The 23,525-nt window shown below is 42.9% G+C and carries 17 protein-coding genes; 1 reads left to right on the forward strand and 16 read right to left on the reverse strand.

Annotated elements, in window-relative coordinates; translation table 11 throughout:
* Window positions 1-63 precede the first annotated feature (63 nt).
* The 9 genes from gltB to E0H89_RS11935 all read right to left on the reverse strand — a co-directional run bounded on the left by gltB (window position 64) and on the right by E0H89_RS11935 (window position 12,705).
* Entirely contained in the window at window positions 64-4,539 is a 4,476-nt protein-coding gene (gltB, locus tag E0H89_RS11895) for a glutamate synthase large subunit (protein WP_131217418.1), read from the reverse strand.
* A 453-nt stretch (window positions 4,540-4,992) separates the two neighbouring features.
* A complete protein-coding gene (locus E0H89_RS11900) occupies window positions 4,993-5,853 on the reverse strand; it encodes a hypothetical protein (RefSeq protein ID WP_131217370.1) in 861 nt (286 codons plus the stop codon).
* Window positions 5,854-5,856: 3 nt separating this feature from the next.
* Window positions 5,857-6,942 (reverse strand): 3-dehydroquinate synthase, encoded by a 1,086-nt coding sequence (gene aroB / locus E0H89_RS11905; protein WP_131217372.1) that lies wholly within the window; start codon window positions 6,940-6,942, stop codon window positions 5,857-5,859.
* A gap of 17 nt (window positions 6,943-6,959) precedes the next feature.
* Window positions 6,960-7,508, reverse strand: coding sequence for a shikimate kinase AroK (gene aroK, locus E0H89_RS11910; RefSeq protein WP_131217374.1), 549 nt, complete (start codon window positions 7,506-7,508; stop codon window positions 6,960-6,962).
* Between the two features lie 36 nt (window positions 7,509-7,544).
* On the reverse strand, window positions 7,545-9,668 hold the full coding sequence (locus E0H89_RS11915) for a type IV pilus secretin PilQ (RefSeq protein WP_171459162.1): 2,124 nt from the start codon (window positions 9,666-9,668) through the stop codon (window positions 7,545-7,547).
* A 61-nt stretch (window positions 9,669-9,729) separates the two neighbouring features.
* Window positions 9,730-10,257, reverse strand: coding sequence for a pilus assembly protein PilP (locus E0H89_RS11920; protein ID WP_131217378.1), 528 nt, complete (start codon window positions 10,255-10,257; stop codon window positions 9,730-9,732).
* On the reverse strand, window positions 10,257-11,006 hold the full coding sequence (locus E0H89_RS11925; protein WP_131217380.1) for a type IV pilus inner membrane component PilO: 750 nt from the start codon (window positions 11,004-11,006) through the stop codon (window positions 10,257-10,259). Before E0H89_RS11925 ends, E0H89_RS11920 begins: the two co-directional genes overlap by 1 nt.
* Window positions 11,003-11,644, reverse strand: a complete 642-nt coding sequence (locus E0H89_RS11930; protein ID WP_131217382.1) for a PilN domain-containing protein — start codon at window positions 11,642-11,644, stop codon at window positions 11,003-11,005. The genes E0H89_RS11925 and E0H89_RS11930 overlap by 4 nt, the downstream gene beginning before the upstream one ends.
* Window positions 11,644-12,705: a pilus assembly protein PilM gene (locus E0H89_RS11935; protein ID WP_131217384.1), complete on the reverse strand. Its 1,062-nt coding sequence runs from the start codon at window positions 12,703-12,705 to the stop codon at window positions 11,644-11,646. Before E0H89_RS11935 ends, E0H89_RS11930 begins: the two co-directional genes overlap by 1 nt.
* Window positions 12,706-12,870: 165 nt before the next feature.
* Here E0H89_RS11935 and ponA point away from each other — a divergent pair, with 165 nt between their 5' ends.
* Complete coding sequence (gene ponA / locus E0H89_RS11940) at window positions 12,871-15,387, forward strand: penicillin-binding protein PBP1a (RefSeq protein ID WP_131217386.1); 2,517 nt, start codon at window positions 12,871-12,873, stop codon at window positions 15,385-15,387.
* 39 nt (window positions 15,388-15,426) lie between these two features.
* On the opposite strand, the gene E0H89_RS11945 is transcribed toward ponA, so the two are convergent.
* The 7 genes from E0H89_RS11945 to rsmH form a co-directional block, all read right to left on the reverse strand.
* Window positions 15,427-16,230, reverse strand: coding sequence for a putative RNA methyltransferase (locus tag E0H89_RS11945; protein WP_131217388.1), 804 nt, complete (start codon window positions 16,228-16,230; stop codon window positions 15,427-15,429).
* Window positions 16,231-16,310: 80 nt separating this feature from the next.
* Window positions 16,311-17,429, reverse strand: coding sequence for a phospho-N-acetylmuramoyl-pentapeptide-transferase (gene mraY, locus E0H89_RS11950; RefSeq protein WP_131217390.1), 1,119 nt, complete (start codon window positions 17,427-17,429; stop codon window positions 16,311-16,313).
* Window positions 17,429-18,835: a UDP-N-acetylmuramoyl-tripeptide--D-alanyl-D-alanine ligase gene (locus tag E0H89_RS11955; RefSeq protein ID WP_131217392.1), complete on the reverse strand. Its 1,407-nt coding sequence runs from the start codon at window positions 18,833-18,835 to the stop codon at window positions 17,429-17,431. The genes mraY and E0H89_RS11955 overlap by 1 nt, the downstream gene beginning before the upstream one ends.
* 9 nt (window positions 18,836-18,844) lie before the next feature.
* Window positions 18,845-20,341 (reverse strand): UDP-N-acetylmuramoyl-L-alanyl-D-glutamate--2,6-diaminopimelate ligase, encoded by a 1,497-nt coding sequence (locus E0H89_RS11960; RefSeq protein WP_131217394.1) that lies wholly within the window; start codon window positions 20,339-20,341, stop codon window positions 18,845-18,847.
* A 10-nt stretch (window positions 20,342-20,351) separates the two neighbouring features.
* Entirely contained in the window at window positions 20,352-22,175 is a 1,824-nt protein-coding gene (gene ftsI, locus E0H89_RS11965; protein WP_131217396.1) for a penicillin-binding protein PBP3, read from the reverse strand.
* A 13-nt stretch (window positions 22,176-22,188) separates the two neighbouring features.
* Window positions 22,189-22,521: a cell division protein FtsL gene (ftsL, locus tag E0H89_RS11970; protein WP_131217398.1), complete on the reverse strand. Its 333-nt coding sequence runs from the start codon at window positions 22,519-22,521 to the stop codon at window positions 22,189-22,191.
* Complete coding sequence (rsmH, locus tag E0H89_RS11975; protein WP_131217400.1) at window positions 22,521-23,444, reverse strand: 16S rRNA (cytosine(1402)-N(4))-methyltransferase RsmH; 924 nt, start codon at window positions 23,442-23,444, stop codon at window positions 22,521-22,523. Before rsmH ends, ftsL begins: the two co-directional genes overlap by 1 nt.
* Window positions 23,445-23,525: the final 81 nt, after the last annotated feature.

Genomic DNA, 23,525 nt, shown 5'->3' on the forward strand with positions numbered 1-23,525 from the left:
GTGGGTAGGTGTAGTCGGTTTATTTATCCGCTACACCTGCCTATCAATCTGTTCGTCGTGGAATTATTGTGGATCGGCTTTGGTTGTTTTCAAAAGCGTTTGCAAATTAGCAGCTTTTGGTTTTACAAGCCAGAATTTACGGCTGTAATAATCAAACTCATTGCGGATCTTGTACGCCCAGGCACTACCTGTCTCTTTAATGTGTTCATCGAGGATACGAAGCAAGAATTCTTGATGTTCTTCCATCGCCTCTGTAGAGATACGGTTTAGCTCGATTAACTCATGGTTATAGTGATCCACGAAGTCATTATCCAGGTCAAGTACATAAGCAAAACCACCGGTCATACCGGCACCGAAATTATGGCCTACTTTACCCAGTACAGTCACAATACCACCGGTCATGTATTCACAACAGTGGTCGCCTGCACCTTCAATTACGGCAAATGCGCCCGAGTTACGCACTGCAAAACGTTCACCTGCAGTCCCTGCCGCAAAGATTTTACCGCCAGTTGCACCATACAGGCAGGTATTACCGATAATGGCAGTATTTTGAGTCTGGAAAGGAGAACCTTTTGGCGGGAAGATCGAGATACGGCCACCTGCCATACCTTTACCCACGTAATCGTTGGCATCGCCTTCAAGTTTGATATGCAAACCGCCGGCATTCCAAACACCCAATGACTGGCCTGCAGTACCTTTCAAATTCATGACTACAGGATGTGTTTCCATACCCAAGTTGCCATAACGGCGCGCAATTTCACCTGAAATACGTGCACCAATTGAACGGTCACAATTGACAACATTGTAGTTAAACTCGCCACTCTTACCCGCTTCAATGGTCGGAAGCATCTCGAGAACCATTTTCTCAGCCAATAAGCCTTTATCAAATGGCGCATTGCCTTGAACTTGGCAATATTGCGCTTTACCTTCCGCAGAAGGATGCGAGGTTAACAAAGCACTTAAATCCAAGTGAGCATGTTTATCGGTTTCGCCCGGTAAGACTTCAAGTAAATCTGTACGACCAATCAAGTCTTTCAAACTTGACACACCTAAAGCCGCCAACCATTCACGCGTTTCTTCTGCAATGAAGTGGAAGAAGTTGATCAGCATTTCTGGCTCGCCAATGTAATGCTCTTGACGTAAATGGTCTTGCTGAGTTGCTACACCAGTTGCACAGTTATTTAAGTGGCAAATACGCAGATATTTACAACCCAACGCAATCATTGGCGTTGAACCGAAACCGAAGCTTTCAGCACCTAAAATAGCCGCTTTAACCACGTCTAAACCTGTTTTCAAACCACCATCGGTTTGTACACGTACTTTGCCACGTAGGTCATTTACGCGAAGGGCTTGATGCGCCTCACTTAGACCCAACTCCCATGGCGAACCTGCATGATGAATTGAGGAAAGTGGAGAAGCCGCAGTCCCACCGTCATAACCAGAAATGGTAATGAAGTCTGCATAGGCTTTCGCCACACCTGCCGCAATGGTTCCTACACCCGGTTCAGACACCAATTTTACCGACACCATCGCTTGAGGATTGACTTGTTTCAAGTCAAAGATCAATTGTGACAAATCTTCAATTGAGTAAATGTCATGGTGCGGTGGAGGTGAAATCAGGGTTACACCTGGAACTGAGTAACGTAAACGGGCAATCAAGCCATTCACTTTACCACCCGGTAACTGACCGCCTTCACCCGGTTTCGCACCTTGCGCGACTTTAATCTGCAACACTTCGGCGGACGTTAAATATGCTGGTGTCACACCAAAACGACCGGATGCAATCTGTTTGATTTTCGAGTTACGGATGGTGCCATAACGTGCAGGATCTTCACCGCCCTCACCCGAGTTTGAACGACCACCAATGGTGTTCATAGCAATCGCAATCGCTTCATGCGCTTCCGGTGACAATGCACCTAAAGACATGCCTGCAGAATCGAAACGTGGCAAGATTTCTTCAACAGACTCTACTTGCTCTAAAGCAATTGAATTATCAGTTTTTAGTTTGAATAAATCACGAATCGTTGCAATTGGACGAGTATTCACTAATTCTGCATATTCTTTAAAATCAGCATAATCACCCGAACGCACTGCTCTATGTAATGCATTAATTACATCCGGATTAAATGCATGGTATTCCTTGTCGAATACAAATTTCAGCAAACCGCCTTGATCGATTGGCTTACGTGCTTTCCACGCATTTTCAGCCAATTTTTTAAGATCATTTTCAAGATCAGCAAATGTTGCACCCTGAATACGGCTTGGCACGCCAGTGAAGCATTTGTTCACGACTTCATTGGATAAACCAACGGCTTCGAATAACTGACCACCACGATAAGACGCAACCGTTGAGATACCCATTTTAGAAAGAACTTTGAGCAAACCTTTCTCAATCCCTTTACGGAAGTTCGCTTGGGCATGAATTGGATCACCCAACAATTCACCTTTGGCAATCAAGTCATTGATCACGTCATAAGCTAAATATGGATAAATTGCAGTGGCACCGAAACCTAAGATCACCGCGAATTGATGCGCATCACGTGCCAGACCGGTTTCTACAATGATGTTGGCATCGGTACGTAAACCCACTTGAATCAAGTGGTGATGTACTGCGCCTGTTGCCATGAGTGCATTGGCTGGCAAATAGCCTTCACGAATTTTCTTGTCTGAAAGCACCAGTAAAGTTTTGCCATCACGAATCGCTTGAGCTGCTTCCTCACAGATACGTGCAATCGCTGCCTGCAAACCTTCACTTGCCACATAGTTCAAATCGATGTCGGCAATTTCGTAGCCTTTACGACCCAAAGTACGCATCTGATGCATTTTTGAGTTTGACAATACCGGACTAGAAATGATCAGGCGATCTGCATGTTCAGGGCTTTGTTCAAATACATTCTGCTCACGGCCCAAACAAGTTTCCAATGACATCACGATTGATTCACGCAATGGATCGATCGGTGGATTCGTTACTTGTGCAAACTGTTGACGGAAATAATCCGATACATGACGCACCTGACGGGACAATACTGCCATTGGCGTATCATCACCCATTGAACCAACTGCTTCCTGACCGCTTTCTGCGATTGGACGAAGCAATTGATCACGTTCTTCAAAGGTCACCATAAACATTTTTTGTGAGGCTTTTAAGGCATCGCCTTTTAAGCCTTGATCACATAAATATTCTTCAAGTTCTGGGCTACCTTGTAAACGAATTGAGTTTTCACGTAACCATTCACGATAAGGACGCATTTTTTTCAAGTGGTTGCTGACATCTTGAGTATCAAGCAATTTACCCGTGAGGGTATCAATCACCAGAATTTGACCTGGACCAACACGACCTTTAGAAATCACGTCTTCAGGTTGATAGCCCCACACCCCAATTTCTGATGCAAGGGTGATGTAACCATTTTTGGTAATCACCCAACGTGCAGGGCGCAGACCGTTACGATCCAGCATACAGATTGCATGACGACCATCCTGAATCACCAGACCTGCGGGACCATCCCAAGCCTCCATGTGCTTGGAGTTAAACTCGTAGAATGCACGTAGATCTGCATCTAAAGTTTCAACGTTTTGCCAAGCAGGTGGAACAAGCATGCGTAGTGCACGGAACAAGTCCATACCACCGCCGACCAGAATCTCCAGCATATTATCTAAGCTTGAAGAATCAGAACCGGTACGGTTCACAATTGGATTAAGCTCGGTTAAACCAGGAAGTAATGGGTTTTCAAATTTCGGAACGCGTGCCATTGCCCAGTTACGATTTGCAGTAATGGTGTTAATTTCACCATTGTGTGCAAGATAACGGAACGGCTGTGCTAAAGGCCAACGCGGCAAGGTGTTGGTCGAGAAACGCTGATGGAAGACCACAATGTGTGATTCCAGACGCGGATCTGCTAAATCGGTATAAAAGTCTGCAATTGCTTCAGGCATCATCAAACCTTTATAGGTGATGACAGTTGAACACAATGTAGTGACATAGAATGAAGAATCATTGCTCAGCAATTGTTCCGCACGACGACGCGCCAGGAATAACTTGCGGTTAAATTCAACTTCAGTGACACCCATTGGGCAATTGACAATAATCTGTTCAAATGCCGGCATCGATTGAAGTGCAATTTCACCCAAAGCCTCGACATTGGTTGGAATCACACGCCAAGCAAGGACTTTTAAACCTTCAGATTCGATTTCTTTGGCTAAAACCTGTTTTGAATGAGCTGCAATTGCCGGATCAAGATTTAAAAATACAGTGCCGACTGCAAAGATTTCGCTTAACGTGATGTCACTGAGTTTTTTTGCTTCTTCACGGAAAAATGCTTTCGGCATAGCCAGCAATAAACCACAACCATCCCCTGTCTTGCCATCTGCGGCAATACCACCACGGTGGGTCATACAACTTAAACTATGAATCGCGGTCTTGACCAAATCATGACTTGCATCACCCTGCATATGGGCGATTAAACCGAAACCACAGTTATCTTTAAACTCATCCGGTTGGTATAAACCTTGAGCGGGAGCTACAGTATTAGGCGATGGCATGTGCATAGCGTACCCTTCTTTCAACATGGCCCATAAAGCGGGCATCTAACAATCAAATATCTTCTTTGTGATTTAGTCCAATTTACTTACACTCAGATCAAGATTGGGCAGAATCATTTTCTCCACCACCTAAGATAATCGCATTTCATCTTCTGTGCATGGATCAATTACAAAAAAATTTGCTGGTTTTACGCACTCTTTTAAAGCAGGTAAATTCAGTAACTTCGCACAATCATTGAATCTTTTCGCGCCAAAATAGGGACAATTCCTCAATTCATGCACCAATAAAGCAAAAATGATGCCAATTCAAAAAAGAGGCAGCTAAATGTTTTAAATATAGAAATATTAAAGTTTCAAATGCTCACATTTATTTTATTGAAACAGTTTTTCGCACTATATTTGTGCATTTAAATATTTTTATAACTCAATTTGCTCTATTTTAGAACTCTATTTTTAATTAAATGGGTCACTAATTTCTTGTTCTGGTATTTTATTTGCTGAATTATTCTGGGGTTTTGCTTTTGGTGCAGATTCAACTGAAGAATGTGACTGCTGTACATCAACAACGTTCCCTTCTTCATCGCGACGTGTAACCGTGGTAGTGGTAGTTGATGCCTTCGGAGCAACCGCAGGTTCAGTCGGCTTGGATTTAGGTGGAGCCAAAAGACTCTCATCAATGCGAGGTAATGGTGCAGATTTTAAATTGACTGCATATAGTTTGCTATTAGAACCCATTTCATCTGCCCCCGTGTCATTGACCAAGGCAGCATAATTTTTGACATCCTGAACTTGAGGTTGAATAGACTTGGGAAACTGGAATGGCAACTGTTTAAGGGCTTGCTTTGCTTGATCGCCATTTCGGTAGATACCATAAAGCAGAACATATTGTTCAATTTGATTTTCACCACTTAGGCGAATGTAGAAAAAGTTTTTACGGTCGGACTGTTTTTTTAAAAAACTTCGAATCACATCCTCTTTAGTCACGCGAAATAATTCAATGGTAGAGGCACTTTTATTCTCAGTCACAAATTTAGTGCCACGAAATTCCGGTTCATAGCTGCCAGTATTTACCACGCGTGTAGTCATTTCTAAAGGACGCACCTCTTCTTGAAGTGCACCAAGAAGGTTGGTTGCAGCGACTTTTTCCGGTTGAATTTGCAATTCAGATTCAGTTTCAGCGGATTTTTCAACTTCGACCAAAGCGTCAGTATCGGTGATTGCCCAAAAAATAAGTGCTGCAAACAGACATACCAACCCACACACTAGCCAGATATAGTTTTGAATACGTTGCCATTGTGTACGGATGGTTGCCATGACTTATGCCTTCTCTTGATTCGCCAAAATCGCTTGTTTCATCAATTCCACATCAAATTCTTTGGTAATTACTGCCTGTCCTAAAGATTTCATCAGCACAAGGCGTAACTGTCCATTCAGCACTTTTTTATCATGTGCCATATAGGCGAGGAATTCATCCAGTGGAATAGCTGGGCATTTTACGGGTAAATGGGCACGCTGAATGATTTTTTTTGTACGCTCCAAATCTTTTACAGAAATCCATCCCAGACGTTGCGATAAATCTGCGGCCATCACCATACCGGTGGCTACAGCTTCACCATGCAGCCAAATACCATAACCCAAGTAGGATTCAATCGCATGGCCAAAGGTATGCCCCAAGTTAAGTAAGGCACGCTCACCTTGTTCTTTTTCATCATTGGCCACAATACGTGCTTTATGTGCACAAGAACGGTAAACCGCTTCAGCCAGTAACGCAGAATCTCGCCCTACCAAAGCATCCATATTTTCTTCCAACCAGATCAAGAAATCCAAATCTCCCAATAAGGCATATTTAATCACTTCTGCCAAACCTGCTGACAATTCACGATCAGGTAAAGTCGAAAGCTGCGACATATCGGCAAGCACCACTTGCGGCTGCTGGAAAGCACCAATCATGTTTTTACCCAAGGGATGATTAATACCCGTTTTCCCGCCCACACTTGAATCGACTTGAGACAGAAGCGTAGTAGGTACCTGAATGAAGTACACACCGCGCTGGAAACATGCGGATGCAAAACCAGCCATATCCCCGATCACACCGCCACCGAGAGCCAGAACAGTCGCATCACGATTAAATCCTGCTTTTAATAAGGCATCAAAAATCAAATTTAAATGTTCAATGTTTTTGTATTTTTCCCCATCAGGCAAAATACATGTTGCAACTTTTTTACCTAAAGCTTCAATCGCAGTCAAATAATGCTCTAAATACAACGGCGCAACCGTAGTATTGGTCACAATCATCACTTGCTTACCTTTGATATAAGGCTCCAGTAATGATTCTGGATTTAAATCACTGCCAATAAAAATAGGATAGCGGCGATCGCCAAGTTCAACATGTAGAGTTTGCATGAAATTAAAACCGTTAATTAGACTAAATCTGCTTCTTGAGAAACAATCATATGTAAGATTTTTTGAGCCAGATCACGTGCAGCCCCCTGATTCGTTTCAATAATGTAATGAGCAACTTCTCGATATAAAGGGTCGCGAAGGGCCAATAAATCACGTAACTTTTGTTCAGGATTTTCAACTTGCAACAAAGGACGGTTTTTATCCCGGTAAGTTCGCTGTAATTGAATCTCGACAGGAGTATAAAGATAAACAACAATTCCGCGTTGTTTTAAAAATTCACGATTAGGAGCTTGAGTCACTGCGCCCCCACCAGTTGCGAGAACCAGTTGCGAACGAGCCGTGAGTTCATCAATCACCATGGTCTCACGGTTACGAAATCCCTTTTCCCCTTCTTTTTCAAAAATCCAAGGAATTGTCGCACCTGTTTTCCGTTCAATTTCATGATCACTATCAAGAAACTCGCGTCCTAACAGTTCTGCCAAATGACGACCAACAGTAGTTTTCCCCGCCCCCATTGGCCCTACCAAATAAACATTTGGTAGGGTTTCAAACTCATTGCTTGGCAAGGAGTCACCTATTTATTCTGCTAAATTCAAAATATATTAATGATTTCTTGAAACACTGTCATTAACAATTCGTGGTGTAACAAAAATCAACAGCTCACTTTTATTATCCGTCTTTACATCTTTACGGAATAAACGACCCACGTAAGGCAAATCGCCAAGGAAAGGTACTTTAGTTTGTTGGTTAATAGTTTGCTGTTCAAAAATACCACCGAGTACAACTGTCTCACCATTATCCACCAATACATTGGTATTGATTTCATTTTTGTTAATGGTGTACTGCCCTGTTGGCGTAGCTCCGCCTATAGAGTCATTTTTGATTTGCAAGTTCATTTGAACTTTGCCTTCAGGCGTAATGCTCGGCGTAACATCTAAACTTAAAGTTGCATCAATAAATTCTGTTTTCGAAACAGCATTTGCGCCACCCCCTTCAGCAGACTGGTATGGAATCTGAGTACCTGATGCTACTTTTGCCTGTTGTTTATCAGCCGTCAAGACTTTTGGTGTGGAAATCACCTCACCATAACCATCTGCTTGCAATGCAGAAAGTTCTAAATCCAGCATAAAATCAGATAAACTAATTAAACCAAATGCGATACGACTTGCTCCTGTCGCTGTCACACCCAAGTCTACATTTAAATTATCTGGTCTTTGAATTGTATATTTCCCCTGATCATCCGGTGTTTTCAAATCCCATAAAGTAGTATCACTACCACCCACCAGCAAACTATTATTTTGATTAATCCCTTGCGACAGGATGCCCCATTTCACACCCATTTGCTTACTAAACTCAGTAGACGCTCGAACAATACGCGCTTCCACCATAACCTGTTTGACTGGAATATCTAACAAGTCGATCATTTTTCGGACTTTATCAATATTCTGTGCAGTATCGTTAATAATCAGTGTATTGGTACGAGTATCTACAGATACTGTTCCCCGTGGGCTTAATAAACTTTCACTAGAATTATTATTGTTACCACTACTGCCAGAATTAGAATTATTTGAAGATTTTGTCTGCGTAATCAGTCTTTCGATATCCGCAACCTTGGCATAGCTAAGTTGCATGTACTCTGTCTGAATTGGTGCCAATTTTACGCTTTGCTCTATCGCCTTCGCCTGCTCTTCTTCTGCTTTAATTAATTCAGAGACTGGCGCAATCCAGATAACATTCCCGTTACGGCGTTTATCTAAATTCTTGGTTTTTAGAATAATGTCTAGCGCCTGATCCCAAGGAACGTCTTTTAAGCGCAAGGTAATATTCCCTTGTACCGTATCCGCAGTCACCATATTGATTTCAGTGAAGTCTGCCAATAATTGCAGCACACGACGTACTTCAATGTCCTGAAAATCTAGAGAAATCTTTTTGCCGGTATAATTATTCGCGGCTTTCAGTTTAAGCGGATTTTTATCTTCAGGTCGTTTTAAACTGATCGTGAGTTTATTGTCCGCCTGATATGCCATATATTCATAGCTACCAGAAGTTTGAATGGTAATTACACCATTTCCACCATTATTATTTGCATCAATTGTAGAAACTGGCGTTGCAAAATCATTTACATTTAAACGGCGAGCCAAGTGTGCAGGCACTTTATTCCCTAAAGTACGTACGACAACTTTACTACCTTGCTGCTGCACATCAACCTGCGTGTTGGTGCCGAGCAAATCAATCACCACCTGCCCTTCGCCTTGACCACCGCGCTGGAAGCCAATATTGGAAATGCCTTGGGTTGATCTTTGACTTTGAGCCACTACCTGCTGCGGTGCAAATGCATTACTCGCAGCAGAATTAATTTTTAAAATAAACGTATTACCTTCTATACGTGTGGTAAAGGCACCAGCATCCGCCAAATTGACCGTCAAACGTGAACGTTGTGCATCCGAACTGACCTCTACAGAACTTGCTTCTTTGGTTGCAACCGCAATAGTGTTTTGCTTTAAATTTTGCTGTGCTTTATCAAAATCCAGAATCAGACGTGAAGGTTGTTCTAATTGATACGCTTGTGGCTGTGGAGGCAAGCCATTAAACATGACACGAATTTCTGTGCCCTGACCTGCAACTTGCATCGGTACAATATTGGTAATACCGACTTGTGCATTGGCAACTTGCATTACTGCGATTGCAACAGCACCCATAGAAAATTGACGGAACAAATGGTTCATTGTATTGCCATCCCCAAATATAAAATCTTTGAAACTGTTATTCATTTTTATTCCTTTAAACTTAAGGCGCTGGTCCAATTAATATCAGACTTCTTGGACGCTCTACATATCCTTCCCGTCCATCTGGAATAATTTCCATGAGATCAATTTGTGTTGGCGTGATATTCACCACACGACCATGATTCACACCCATGTAACTACCACGTTGTACGCGCTCTATTTCGCCATCTGGTGTTTGAATTAATGCCATGATCTGCCCAGCTTGGCTGCGCATACTGCCCTTCATATTCAAGGATTCAATGGCATAGCTTTCTAAAGGTTGCAACTGGCGTGACAAATTAGGATAGACACGCTTGCCTGCCATCACTCTCAATTCAGCAGCAAGCGAGCCCGGTAAAAATGGACTTTTCAGTTGGTGCGCTGCATAGTCAAATGTCGGTACCGGTGGAAAAACCGGTGCCGGTTCAATCGGTAATGGCGGTTGATTACGAATAATCGCCATCTGCTCATTGACCGCATCGATACGAGAATCACACCCCACCAATAACGAACCCAATAACAGGCTTAAAGTAATTTTTTCTATTTTCATTACTGTGCCTCTCCAGTTGTAGCAGGTGAGCTAGCAGTGCCGGAAGCAACAGTTCCATCAGCTGACTGGTTATTGTCTGTAACACCGATATAACGATAGGTTTTGGCTTTAACGTTATAGGTAATTTGAGGAATATCGGTTTTCTTCTCTTTATTTTCCGTAGCAGTAATATCAAAATCATGTAAAGTAACAATACGCGGAAGTGCGGCAATACCACTCACGAAAGAACCAAAGGCATGATAATCACCTGTTGCTTCAATAGAGATAGGCTGTTCAATAAAGAACTCTTGTTTTATTTCATTTTCTAAACGGATATTTTTAAATTTCAGTCCTGAATTTACGCCACTGACGTTAATATCTTCAACCAAGCCTGGAATTTCAGTTTCTTTAGGTAATTGTTCAAGCTGCTGATTAAAATTCGCTTCCATTTCTTGTAACTGTGCTTGCAACTGCTGCAAATTACGGAGCTTTGAATCCTTTTCACGAAATTCATTCAGTAAATTTTGCTCTTGAGCACTGGCATTGGAGATGGCTTCTATTTGTCCTTTAATCATCACAAAATAACCCAGAATACCAATCATCATGACAATTAAAATCCAGCAAGTGATTTTAACGGATAATGGCCAGCTCCCGTAATTATTCATATCCAAAGTATTGAACTGCTGAAGAAACTTATCCAACGTCATCTTCTTTTTAGGAGTAACAACACCTTCATTTGGGTTTAATTCATCAAATTCATCGAGACTCATTGTGCTGCCCCCACTGTTGAATTAGCTGTATTTTGTGGTGCTTCGGACGTAGTAGGTTGTGCAATTTCATCCAAGTCAGCAGTAATGACGAATGTACCATAACCTTCTTCAACACGCGGAACCACTGAACTAGGCACCTTATCTTTTTGTTCTTCAACAGCTAAAAAAGAGTTCATAAAGGCATTTCTATACCAAGCTGATGCTTCTAAATTACGCAAGAACTCTGCAACCGTGTTCGGACTTTCAGCTTTACCTTCGATGGTAAACTTATCCCCTGTACGAACAAATTTCGTAATATACAGATTACTTGGCGTAACGCGTGCCATTTCATCAATGAGACGAACCGCAATCGGGCGTTGTCCTTGTAAGCCTTGAATTAACTTCATGCGCTCAATAATGGCATTTCGTTGATCTTCCAAGCCTTCCAAGGATTTCAATTGTACATCAAGATTTTGATTGGTACTTGTAATCAGTTGATTGGCTTGCTCTTGATCCTCAAGTTTATGATCGTAATAAAACCACGCCAATGCCACCGCTAAAGCCCCGATTAATGCCATCCCAATACAAATTGTAATAAATTCTTTTTTTCTTTTCTCTCTTAGCTCATCACGCCAAGGGAGCAGGTTAATTCTCGCCATTAATCAAAACTCCTCAATGCCAAACCGCATGCCACCATGAGTGAGGAAGCATCATTCTCTATCTTTTTAATATCAATTTGTGGAGAAAAGCCCATTTGTAAAAATGGGTTGGCAATAGTCACACGATAACCTAGTTTTTGTTGGAGTAGCTTCGCGAGTCCCGGAATATTGGCATTACCGCCTGCCAATAAAATATGATCGATCTCGTTAAATTGTGAAGATGAGAAAAAGAACTGTAATGATCTGGCTGCCTGTTGAACCACTGCTTCTAAATAAGGTTCTAAAACTTCGATATCATAATCATCTGGCAATGAACGACTTTTCTTGGCACGCCCAGCTTCATCGAAAGATAAGCCATAGCGATTTTGAATTTCCTGAGTGAGTTGTTTCCCACCAAATACCTGCTCACGCGTATAAATCACTTTATTATTTTGCATGACTGATAAGGTGGTCATGGTATGACCAATATCTAAAATACCGACTGTATTTACACCCATAGGTAAAGTATCGGAAAACACTTGATATGCATTTTCAATAGCAAAACTTTCAACATCAGCAATTTTTGGTGTTAAGCCGGCAAGCTCTAAAACTTCAGAACGTGCTTCAACATTTTCAAGACGGGTCGCCACCAACAGCACATTCACCCGATTCGGGTTTGCCAGACGTTCCGGCAACACCTCAAAATCAAGACTCGCTTCATCTAAGGGGAAAGGAATATATTGCTCGGCATCCATACGAATCTGAACTTCTCGTTCGTCATCGGTCATATCCGCATCCATCTCAATGGTTTTGGTAATCACCATTGAAGTTGGAATTGCCAGGGCTGCAACTGTAGATTGGGTATTTGCCAGATTAAATGCTTTCTCTAATGCTTCCCCCACCGCCTCTGGATTTAATATATTTTTTTCGACAACACTACCTTCAGGCAAAGGCACTAATGCATAACTTTCAACCCAATATCTATTACCGCTTTTAACAGAAAGTTCTAACAATTTAACAGAAGTAGAACTAATATCTACTCCAATTAACCCCTTACTTGGCTTACGATATAACCTGAGCACAATATAATTCCTATTATTTTTTTATCCCCATCAAAAGTAACCTACTAATTGGGGTTGGTCTATAATTTTATACAGATACAATAACGCATCTAACAATCTGTATGTGTAAAGGCTATACTGACCGCCAATTAGTTTGCCATTAGCTCTTATTAAAACTTACTTGTTATGAAAAAGCTATCTCGTTCGGGACATGTTCATCCATTTTTTTTGATCATAATTATAACCTTGGTCGCAATTCCGATGGGATTCTATGGCATGTATCTCTATATTGCCCCATCTTTACCTAAAATGACCACTTTAAAAAAGGCGCCGTTATTAAAGCCCTTGCAAGTATATAGTGCTGATAATGAGCTTATTGCAGAGTATGGTGGCAAGTTATCTGTTCCTGTAGAATACAAACAAATTCCCAAACCATTTATTTCTGCCTTTCTGGCAGCAGAAGATTCCTCTTTTTTTGAACATAGTGGTATTAGTTTTAAAAGCTTAGGGCGAGCCGTCAGTGAAACCCTTACAGGATCGAATGTGCAAACGGGTGGTTCAACCATCACCATGCAAGTGGCAAAAAATTATTATTTAAGTCCTGAACGGACACTGAAGCGCAAACTGACTGAAGTTTTCCTGGCTCGAAAAATAGAACAAAATCTAACTAAAGAAGAAATTCTCACGCTCTATGTAAACAAAATTTTCTTAGGGAAAAATGCTTACGGGATTGCTGCTGCAGCGAAAATTTATTACAACAAAAGCCTGGATCAGCTCAGTATTGCTCAAATGGCAATGATTTCTGGCCTGCCCAAAGCACCCTCCAAATACAATCCTGTAGTTAATCCAACACGTGCCCTGGAACGTCGTAACTGGATTCTCGGACGCATGCTGCAATTGGGTTATATTAATCAGTCACAATATCAAAAAGCCATTGCTGAACCGGTTAATCTGGATATGCCTGATCGTGGTATTAACAATAAATTCCCCTATGTCGGGGAAATGGTTCGTTCTGAATTGGTAGAAAAATTTGGCGAACAAGCCATTGATTCTGGTTATAAAGTTTATACAACTGTCGACAGTAAACGCCAAGCCTATGCAGAACAGGCGGTGCAACAAGGTTTAGAGGCTTATGATCGTCGACATGGTTGGCGCGGTGCTGAAGCAAATGATAAACCACTGACTGAATTCAGTTCATACGCAAATACTTATCCTGCGAAAGTCATTAAAGTAAATAGCAATTCTTTTGATGCAATGATGCAAGATGGCTCTACCGTGACCGTGCCTTGGTCAGGGATGTCCTGGGCTTCTCCTTATCGAAATGCCAACAGTGTTGGTCCTGCTCCACGTCAAGCTTCTCAAATTGTTAAAGTTAAAGATATTATTCGGTTACGTCCTAACGATAATAAAACCTCATGGGCGCTGATTCAAACGCCTAAAGTTCAGGGTCAACTGATCGCAATCAATCCAAATAATGGTGCAATTGAAGCCATTGTCGGTGGATATAATTTTTATCAATCTAAATTCAACCGTGCCCTACAAGGCTGGCGCCAGCCTGGTTCAACCATTAAGCCTTTTGTATATGCTTTGGCACTCGAACGTGGTATGACGCCTTATAGCATGGTCAATGACAGCCCGATTACGATTGGCAAATGGTCACCCAGGAACTCGGATGGGCGTTATTTAGGGATAATACCTTTACGTCGTGCTTTATATTTATCTCGAAATACTGTGTCTGTTCGATTGTTACAAACTGTCGGAATTGAACGTACACGCCAGTTATTCATGGATTTTGGCCTGCAGGAAAATCAGATTCCGCGTAACTACACCATTGCCTTAGGCACACCGCAAGTGCTTCCAATTCAAATGGCAACTGGCTATGCCACCTTTGCTAATGGCGGTTACCGTATTCAGCCACATTTTATTGATCGTATTGAAGATGCTTACGGCAAAGTGATTTATCAAAGCAATCCAGACTATGCATGCATTGCATGTATCAATCAAAAAGAAGAGACTGAATCAGCTGAACCAGTGACCCCCGATGACGAAGTAATTCAAGTCACCAATCAAACCCTGCAAGCAGAAAAAGAACTGGCGCAACTGCAGCTAGATGAATCAAAAAGTAAATATCGCCAAGCACAGCGTATTTTAAAATCCAGTTCTGCTTATGACATGGCCAACATTCTACGTGATGTGATCCAACAGGGTACCGGCCGTGCAGCACTTAAAATTGGTCGTGACGATATTGGCGGTAAAACAGGAACCACCAATGATGCTAAAGATGCCTGGTTTGCTGGATTCAACGGCAAGCTTGTTACTGTAACATGGGTCGGTTTTGACCAGCCCACTACCCTTGGTCGTCGTGAATATGGTGGTGTAGCCGCTTTACCGATCTGGACCAATTTTATGGGTAATGCTTTGCAAGGCACCCCGGCAGCATGGGTGCATTTCGACAAAAATGCCAAAGCACCAACCAACCGCACCCAGACTGTGACGATTGGCGAACCGGTCAGAGAGGATCGCTCTTCCCCACCCTTGGCTCGCCCATTGTACCGTCCAGCGCCTGTTGTCCCAACAGTCGCACCTGAACGTGACTTTGACGATTTGCCTGGAGAAGAAATACAAGCTCCAGAAGATACCCCACAAAAACCAGCCAGCAATAGACCGGATGCGATTCAACAGCTTCTCGATGTATTTGAATAAAGCCATAAAAAGCCCTCAAATGAGGGCTTTTTATTTAGCTTATTTCTTTTTAAATAAATAAATCTGGAACTGTCCTTTTAACTTAAAGTGTTCGTTCTGCTCTAAAGCCTGACGACGCTCAGGTTTCGCTTTATAAGCATAAGGGGTCATGGCAATCAGGTTCTTCAAGTCCGTTTGCTGTACTGTGAAAGGCGCATCTACCACGCTTTGATCTACCAATTCAAAAGCATCTGCCAATTGATCAACAAATTTATGCGGTTCATGCGGATTGACTTCCTCAAACAAATCTTCACGCATCGCATATAAGTGTTCAGTTGCAGGAGTCACCACCATCAAATAGGCATTCGGCTTCAGCACCCGCAATATTTCCTGTTTGGGAATCGGACTAAATAAACTGGTACATAAGTCAATTGAAGCCTCTAAAACAGGAAGGGTTGCACCAGTTGCTACCACCCAAGTCACTTTTTTATTGAGTTTGGCCGCAACCTGTACGGCATTTTTGGCAATATCCACCCCTACACATTGCAGCACCTCGGCCTGCATGGCATTGGTGTAATAACCTTCGCCACAACCAATATCCAGCAGGTTTTCAATACGTAACTCACGAATTTTCTTGACTACCGCCTGTAGCAATGGCGCATAGAAACCGGCACTTAAAAATGCCCGGCGTGCCTGTACCGATTCCACAGTATCACCTGGGTTTTTACTATGTTTATGCTGTACCACATGCAAGTTGACATAACCCTGTTTTGACACGTCATAACTGTGGTTATTGATACAGCGCCATGTTTTCTCGGTCAGCTTGAGGGCTTCACGGCAGACAGGACACATCAGCAGATTCATATTTCTCTCCAGTGCCTAAAATCAGGCGATAAAAAAAGCCGGCAGATGTGGGAGCAAATGCCGGCTTTTCGAATATTTGCTTAACGCAATTTTAAGGTCATTAAGCCTAAAACCACCAGCATAATTGTGATAATCCAGAAACGAATCACCACCTGGGTTTCACGCCAGCCTTTTTTCTCATAATGATGATGCAGCGGTGCCATTAAAAATACACGTTTGTTACGCATACGCAGTGAACCAATTTGCAGGAATACCGAAATGGCTTCAACCACAAACACACCGCCCATAATGGCAAAAACAATTTCCTGACGAACCATCACGGCAATCGTACCCAACATTGCACCCAGAGATAAGGCACCGACATCACCCATAAATACTTGTGCCGGATGTGCGTTATACCAAAGAAAGGCCAAGCCCGCACCAATCATTGCAGCACAAATCACCACCAGTTCAGATGAATATTTCACATAAGGCATATGCAGGTAATTGGCAAAACGAACATCACCTGCAAGGTATGCAAACACCCCCAAACCTGCTGCAACAAGCACGATTGGCATAATCGCCAAACCATCCAGACCATCAGTCAGGTTAACTGCATTGGATGCACCGTTAATCACCAGATAAGTAAAGATAATAAAACCGATACCCAGCGGAATGGCAGACAAAGGGATACTAATATTTTTAAAGAACGGAATCAGCAGATCCAGCATATTGGCGGTATGCACAGGATTCGCCTGCTGCGTCGCAATCACATACAGTGCAATACCAGCGCCTAACGATCCCACAGAGGTCCAGAAGAATTTTTTACGTGCAGGCAAGCCTGCATTGTCTTTATAACGGACTTTAATCCAGTCATCTGCCCAGCCCACAGCACCAAAGATCACCATCACGCCAAGCACAATCCAGACATAGGGATTGGATAAATCTGCCCAGAGCAAGGTGGATATCCCAATCGAGAGCAAGATCAAAATCCCGCCCATAGTCGGAGTGCCCATTTTCTTGGCATGACCTTCAGGAGCAAAGGAACTGACTGCTTGGCCATATTTGAGTGCTTGTAGCTTGCGGATCATTACCGGGCCCAAGACCAGTCCAATGGTCAATGCGGTTAAGACACTGAGCAAAGCACGTAATGTTAAATAACGAACCACCTGAAACGAGCTGTTATAACCCGCAAGTTGTTCAAATAGCCATAACAGCATTAAATTTTCTCCATCAAATCAGCCATCAATGTTTCCATGTGGGTATAACGAGAACCTTTGAACAGGAAACTCATGGATTGAGGTTGATGTGTTTCAATTAAACTGAGCAAGAAAGGTAAAGCCTGTTCTTGGGTCAGGAAAGCCTGCATTTTTTTACCATATTGAGTACTACGTGCCCCTTCTTGTGTAGCAGGTGCAAACTCACCCACTGCCACCACAAAATTGACACCTGTCGCAACCAAATCTCGGCCCAACATATAATGTTGTTGTGCCGCGCTTGCACCTAATTCGCCAATATCGCCAATCACCATCACTTTCACCCCCTCTTGCTGAGCAAGCACTTCAGCTGCTGCACGCATCGAGGTCGGATTGGCGTTGTAGGTATCATCAATGAACAAATAGTTTTTAGCTGCAATAAAATTCAAGCGACCTTTGGCACTTGTCGCCTGTTCTAGACCTGTCACAATTTCATTTAAAGCAATACCAATTGCGAGCGCGAAAGCGGTCGCAGCAGTGGCATTCTGGACATTATGCTCACCGGCAAACGGTAGGTTGACCTGGCGTAGACCATTCGGTGTATTTAAAGTAAAACTGGATGATTGTGGATGCAATTCAATTTCCGTTGCAAACACATCACCATTTTCGCCAAAGCTTAATACCTGTTCGGTTTGTACGGCTTGACGGATCGTATCAGTAAAATCATCTGCAGCCGGTACAATCGAGGTACCGGTTTTGGCAATATGGGCATAAATTTCAGATTTAGCACGGCAGATGCCATCGCGTCCGCCAAACTCACCCAAATGCGCAGTACCAATATTAATGATCCCGGCAACATGCGGTTGCACCAGATTTGAGGTGTAATCAATTTCACCCTGATGACTTGCACCCAATTCCATCACTGCGTACTGATGTTCGGCACGAAGCTCTAACAACATCACCGGCACACCTAAATCATTGTTTAAGTTACCGCGAGTAATCAACGTAGGTGCCAAGCGAGATAAAATACTACCCAGCATTTCTTTAGTCGTGGTTTTACCACTACTGCCGGTCAGCGCAATTACTTTCACTTGTGAATTTTGCGCACGGCGATAAGCGCCTAAATGGCCGAGGGCCAAACGCGTATCTGCAACCACGAGCTGGCAAATATCTGCATCCACCGGATGACTGACAATGGCAATTTCGCAACCCTGTGCTGCAACTTGAGCAATAAAATCGTGTGCATCAAAACGTTCGCCTTGTAGCGCTAAAAAAGCATCGGCTTTTTCAGCATCACGGGAATCCGTCAAAATTCGTTTAATATTGCCTTGAGGCACTTTCTCATTCAACCAGTAACCTTGAGTGGCATCCGTAAGCTGTGCAGCTGTCCACGGCTCCAAAGGCACCGTACTGGTAGTCGATGTATGCATTTTTGTTTCCTATTGAGCCGGATAAGCTGAAGCTGTGGTGTGATGTTGGGTAGCAATTGCAGATTGCACTTCAATCACGTCATCAAACCAGTGACGCACGCCATCAATCTCTTGATAATTTTCATGACCTTTACCGGCAATGACCACGATATCGCCTGCTTGGGCTTTTTGCACGGCAAATTTAATTGCTTCACGGCGGTCATGAATTTCATGGACAGTATCAACTGCAACATTAATCCCCGCTTTCATGTCAGCAAAAATTTGTTCTGGGTCTTCCGTACGTGGATTATCTGAGGTAATCAAGGCAATATCTGCACCATTGAGTGCCGCTTGCGTCATCAATGGTCGCTTGCCCCGATCACGATCCCCACCACAGCCAAATACCGCCCACAATCGATTCGACACATGACGTTTTAAGGTATTGAGCACCTGAATCAAGGCATCTGGGGTATGCGCATAATCCACCACAAATAATCGGTCTGCGTCACGAATCACCTGCATACGACCTGGCGCACCTTTTAATTGTGCAACGGTTGAAATTAGTGTGGCAAGATCAAAGCCGGCTTGCTCTGCAGTCACTAAACTTGCCACCAGGTTTTCTACATTAAAATGACCCAGTAACGGACTCTGCACGTCAAACTTACCTTGCTGGGTAATCAGTTTAAAGTTTGCACCATTTAAGCTGTATTGAATATCTTCAACCTGATAATCCGCAGTTTGCGTGGTTGAATAGGTCAGAATTTTTGGTTGTGCTGGATTGGCTTTTACCGCATCAAGCATGACTTGGGCGTATTCATCATCAATATTGATAATCGCGACTTTTAAACTTGGAAGTTTGAATAAGCATGACTTGGCTTCAGCATACGCTTCAAGCGTGCCATGGTAATCTAAATGATCACGGCTTAAATTACTGTAGGCTGCAATTTCAATATCGCAGCCATTCAAACGGCCCTGTTCCAGACCATGGGAACTGGCTTCAATTGCAGCAAATTCAGCACCAGCTTGAGCATAGCCATGCAAGGCATTTTGCAGTTGCAAGGCATCGAGTGTGGTATGCGAAGATGCCTGCAGATTCGGCAGAATTCCGTTACCCGTAGTCCCCATCACTGCACATTTCTTGCCTTGCAACATTAGCAATTCGGCCACCAGTCGTGAAATGGTGGTTTTACCATTGGTTCCTGTCACCGCAAGAATTCGTGCTGCTGGTACAGGCTGAGTCGCTTGCAGATATAGTTTTTGCCATGTTCCCATCAAATGACGGACATTCGGTACAACCACACTGTTTTCCAAACCCAAATCGGCTTCACTGACCACAGCTAATGCACCATGTGCTAAAGCTGACTGTGCAAACTGCAAGGTTTTTTCCGGTTGAGAAAAACTATTCAGGGCAATAAAAATTTGCCCTGGTTCAACTTTACGACTATCTAGACCAAAGCCACTGAATGGCTGGGTCATCCATTCAGCGATTTTTGCGGCAGTGTAGAGCTCTTGAAATGTAAGGGACATTCATCACCTGTTACTGGATTTTGGGAGTATCTAAAGGTTTATCTAAAGGCACGTTCATTAGACGTAGCGATTCTTGCATTACACGTGCGAATACCGGAGCTGAAACCGTACCACCATAGTAAGAGCCTTGGGGATTTTCCACCACGACAATCATGGCCAAGCGCGGATCGCTCACCGGCGCGACACCTGCAAATAAAGCACGATATTCGCTGGTTGAATAACCTTTACGGTCAGCACGCAGTTTATGGGCAGTACCTGTTTTACCGGCCACACGATAGCCAGGAATGGTGGCACGTGTAGCGGTTCCGCCTGGCAATGTCGCTGTTTCCATCATTAACAGCACTTGATCGGCAATTTTCGCATCAATGATTTGCTCACCCTTCGGTGGCTGTTCTAACTTATATAAACTTAAAGGCACCTTGACGCCTTTATTGGCAAGCATGGCATAAGCATCCGCAATTTGCAGCACTGTCGCATTCAGGCCATAACCATAAGCCATGGTACCTACTTCAGAGACATTCCATTTGCTTGGTGGCAAGATTAAGCCTCCACTTTCGCCCGGGAATTTCACTGCCGAACGCTGCCCCATGCCTACACGCTTATAAAAAGTCGGCAAAGTGGCATAAGGCAAGGACAATGCAAGTTTCGCAACACCCACGTTAGATGATTTCTGGATAATGCCACCTAAAGTCAGTGCACCATAGTTATGCGTATCGCGAATGGTATGGTTACCAATGCGCATACTACCCGGTGAAGTATTCACCACCGAATTTGCAGTATATTTACCACTTTCCAGAGCCATAGCGACAGTCAAGGGTTTCATGGTTGAACCCGGTTCAAATGAATCGACTGCACCCCGGTTACGCATGGCATCTTTATTGCCTAAACTTTTTTTATCATTCGGGTTGTAAGACGGCCAACTGGTCATGGCCAGAATTTCACCCGTTTTGATATCTACTGCAATGGCAGTCGCTGAACGGGCGTTATTGGCCACTCCGGCAGCGGTTAATTCACGGTACATAATATATTGAAGACGTGAATCAATACTTAAGGTGATATTTTCCCCCGCTTCAACTTCTTTAATCACTTCCGGATCTTTAAAACGGTTGCCTTTTTTATCACGGACGATCTGCTGTTCACCATCATGACCGGATAAAGCAGTATTTAGCTGCATTTCCAAACCTTCAATACCAGTGCCTTCACTATTGGTTAAACCAATAATTTGTGCATTCGGCTGTGGCTGCGGATAGTAACGTTTATAGTTTTTTTCAGTATAAACCGCCTGAAACTCGCGTTTTGCGATCAGTTCAGCTTGCTGCGGTGGAATTTCTTTTTGCAGAACCAAATAGCGTGAACGTGGTTTATCGTTCATTTTCTTTTTTAACTCGGCACGATCAATTCCAACCGCATCGGCAAGTTCGTCCAGGTTTAAGTTTTTATCCGGTAATTGACGTTTTAATTTACGGTTATTTGGATCTTTGGCCAGTTCGGCAGTAATCTCATCAAACTGTTTTTTAGCTTCAAAATAGTCACGCGGATCAATCACCACTTTCATGACTGGGGTACTAATGGCTAATGGCACACCATGACGATCATAAATCACGCCACGCATTGCCTTGACTTTTTCCGTTCTTAAAATGTTGGCATTGGCTTTGTTCTGTAAAAAGTCTTTATTGATGACCTGCACGTAAAATGCACGCGCCACTAAAGCCAAAAAGCAGAGTAAAACCACACTCCACATCAGATAAAAACGCCACATATCCACGCTAAGGGTATTTTTATCACTAATAGACTGCTGCTTTTTACGCACTTGCTTGTTTCTCTTGTCCACCATATTACAGCTAGCCTTATTTTTTATCTTCTGAAGTCATTGGTAAAGAAATTACAACCGTCTGCGCTGCAGGTGGCGAGTACATTCGCAACTGAGTCACAGCACGTGTACCAATTTGCGCTGTTGCACCAAAGGTTTGCTGCTCAATAAGCAAACGCCCCCACTCTGCATTCAGATCATCCCTTTCCCGATTAAAGGCACTTAATTCACGGTAATCATGACGATATTCAAAAACCTGAAAAACCACCATAAGGGCACTAAAAAACACCAATACCAGTAAAACGACATAACTGATGGTTTTTTTCATCGCTAATTTTTCTGTTTTCTTTTCAACAACTTCAGTTTTCATTATTCGCCTTTCGAAGCTAATCGTTCTGCAACTCTAAGCCATGCACTACGTGAACGAAAATTGGCTTTAATCTCTTCTTCACTGGCACGTACACGGGAAATTTTCTTTAACCGACGAGTATCTTCCCGTTCTTGTGGCATACCCCAACTGGTATCTTCCGCTAAAGTTGATTCTTTTTGAATAAACTGTTTAATTAAACGGTCTTCTAGCGAGTGGAAACTAATCACAGCTAAACGTCCTCCAGTTTTTAGCACATCCACCGCTTGCGGCAGGAAAGCTTCAATATCTTCTAATTCTTTATTAATGGCAATACGAATGCCTTGAAAAGTTCGGGTTGCCGCATGTTTATTTTTTTCCCATTTAGGATGGGCAACTTTCACAATTTCAGCCAGTTGTGCTGTCGTTTCAATATAACCCGCAGCTTTAATGGCTTTGGCAATACGACGACTATAACGTTCTTCACCATATTGAAAAATAACATTGGCTAAGGCTTCTTCTTCAATATTAACCAGCCATTCCGCTGCAGTCGGACCTTTCGAATTGTCCATACGCATATCCAGTGGCCCATCTTTCATAAAACTAAAACCACGTTCAGCCTGATCAAGTTGCGGAGATGACACGCCTAAATCTGCCATCACGCCATCAACCAAACCAATGCCACGTGCTTCAAGCTCTTGTTTTAAATCTGCAAAACTGGCATGAATAATTTTAAAACGTGAATCTTCTTGTTCTAGTAGTGCCGCAGTTTCTAAAGCCTGTGGATCTTTATCAAACCCATATACACGTGCATTTTCATCTAATTTAGACAGCAATAAACGGGTATGCCCCCCTCGGCCAAAGGTACCATCGACATAAATTCCTGTATTTCGATCTGCCAATAAGGCATCAACAGTTTCGTGAAGTAATACAGAAATATGCGACATAAGGGTTCAATCAATACTGTGAAAAATGTAACTGCACATTATTACCTTGTTTTGATAAAGCTCCAAACGACTTTTTGTAGG

The organism is Acinetobacter sp. ANC 3781 (assembly GCF_004331285.1).
GTDB lineage: Bacteria > Pseudomonadota > Gammaproteobacteria > Pseudomonadales > Moraxellaceae > Acinetobacter.

Coding starts and splice junctions, on each gene's coding strand:
- gltB (WP_131217418.1), bottom strand. CDS start 4,539: ATGCCATCGCCTAATACTGTAGCTCCCGCTCAAGGTTTATACCAACCG.
- E0H89_RS11900 (WP_131217370.1), bottom strand. CDS start 5,853: ATGGCAACCATCCGTACACAATGGCAACGTATTCAAAACTATATCTGG.
- aroB (WP_131217372.1), bottom strand. CDS start 6,942: ATGCAAACTCTACATGTTGAACTTGGCGATCGCCGCTATCCTATTTTT.
- E0H89_RS11915 (WP_171459162.1), bottom strand. CDS start 9,668: ATGAACCATTTGTTCCGTCAATTTTCTATGGGTGCTGTTGCAATCGCA.
- E0H89_RS11920 (WP_131217378.1), bottom strand. CDS start 10,257: ATGAAAATAGAAAAAATTACTTTAAGCCTGTTATTGGGTTCGTTATTG.
- E0H89_RS11925 (WP_131217380.1), bottom strand. CDS start 11,006: ATGAGTCTCGATGAATTTGATGAATTAAACCCAAATGAAGGTGTTGTT.
- E0H89_RS11930 (WP_131217382.1), bottom strand. CDS start 11,644: ATGGCGAGAATTAACCTGCTCCCTTGGCGTGATGAGCTAAGAGAGAAA.
- ponA (WP_131217386.1), top strand. CDS start 12,871: ATGAAAAAGCTATCTCGTTCGGGACATGTTCATCCATTTTTTTTGATC.
- E0H89_RS11945 (WP_131217388.1), bottom strand. CDS start 16,230: ATGAATCTGCTGATGTGTCCTGTCTGCCGTGAAGCCCTCAAGCTGACC.
- mraY (WP_131217390.1), bottom strand. CDS start 17,429: ATGCTGTTATGGCTATTTGAACAACTTGCGGGTTATAACAGCTCGTTT.
- E0H89_RS11955 (WP_131217392.1), bottom strand. CDS start 18,835: ATGCATACATCGACTACCAGTACGGTGCCTTTGGAGCCGTGGACAGCT.
- E0H89_RS11960 (WP_131217394.1), bottom strand. CDS start 20,341: ATGTCCCTTACATTTCAAGAGCTCTACACTGCCGCAAAAATCGCTGAA.
- ftsI (WP_131217396.1), bottom strand. CDS start 22,175: ATGGTGGACAAGAGAAACAAGCAAGTGCGTAAAAAGCAGCAGTCTATT.
- ftsL (WP_131217398.1), bottom strand. CDS start 22,521: ATGAAAACTGAAGTTGTTGAAAAGAAAACAGAAAAATTAGCGATGAAA.
- rsmH (WP_131217400.1), bottom strand. CDS start 23,444: ATGTCGCATATTTCTGTATTACTTCACGAAACTGTTGATGCCTTATTG.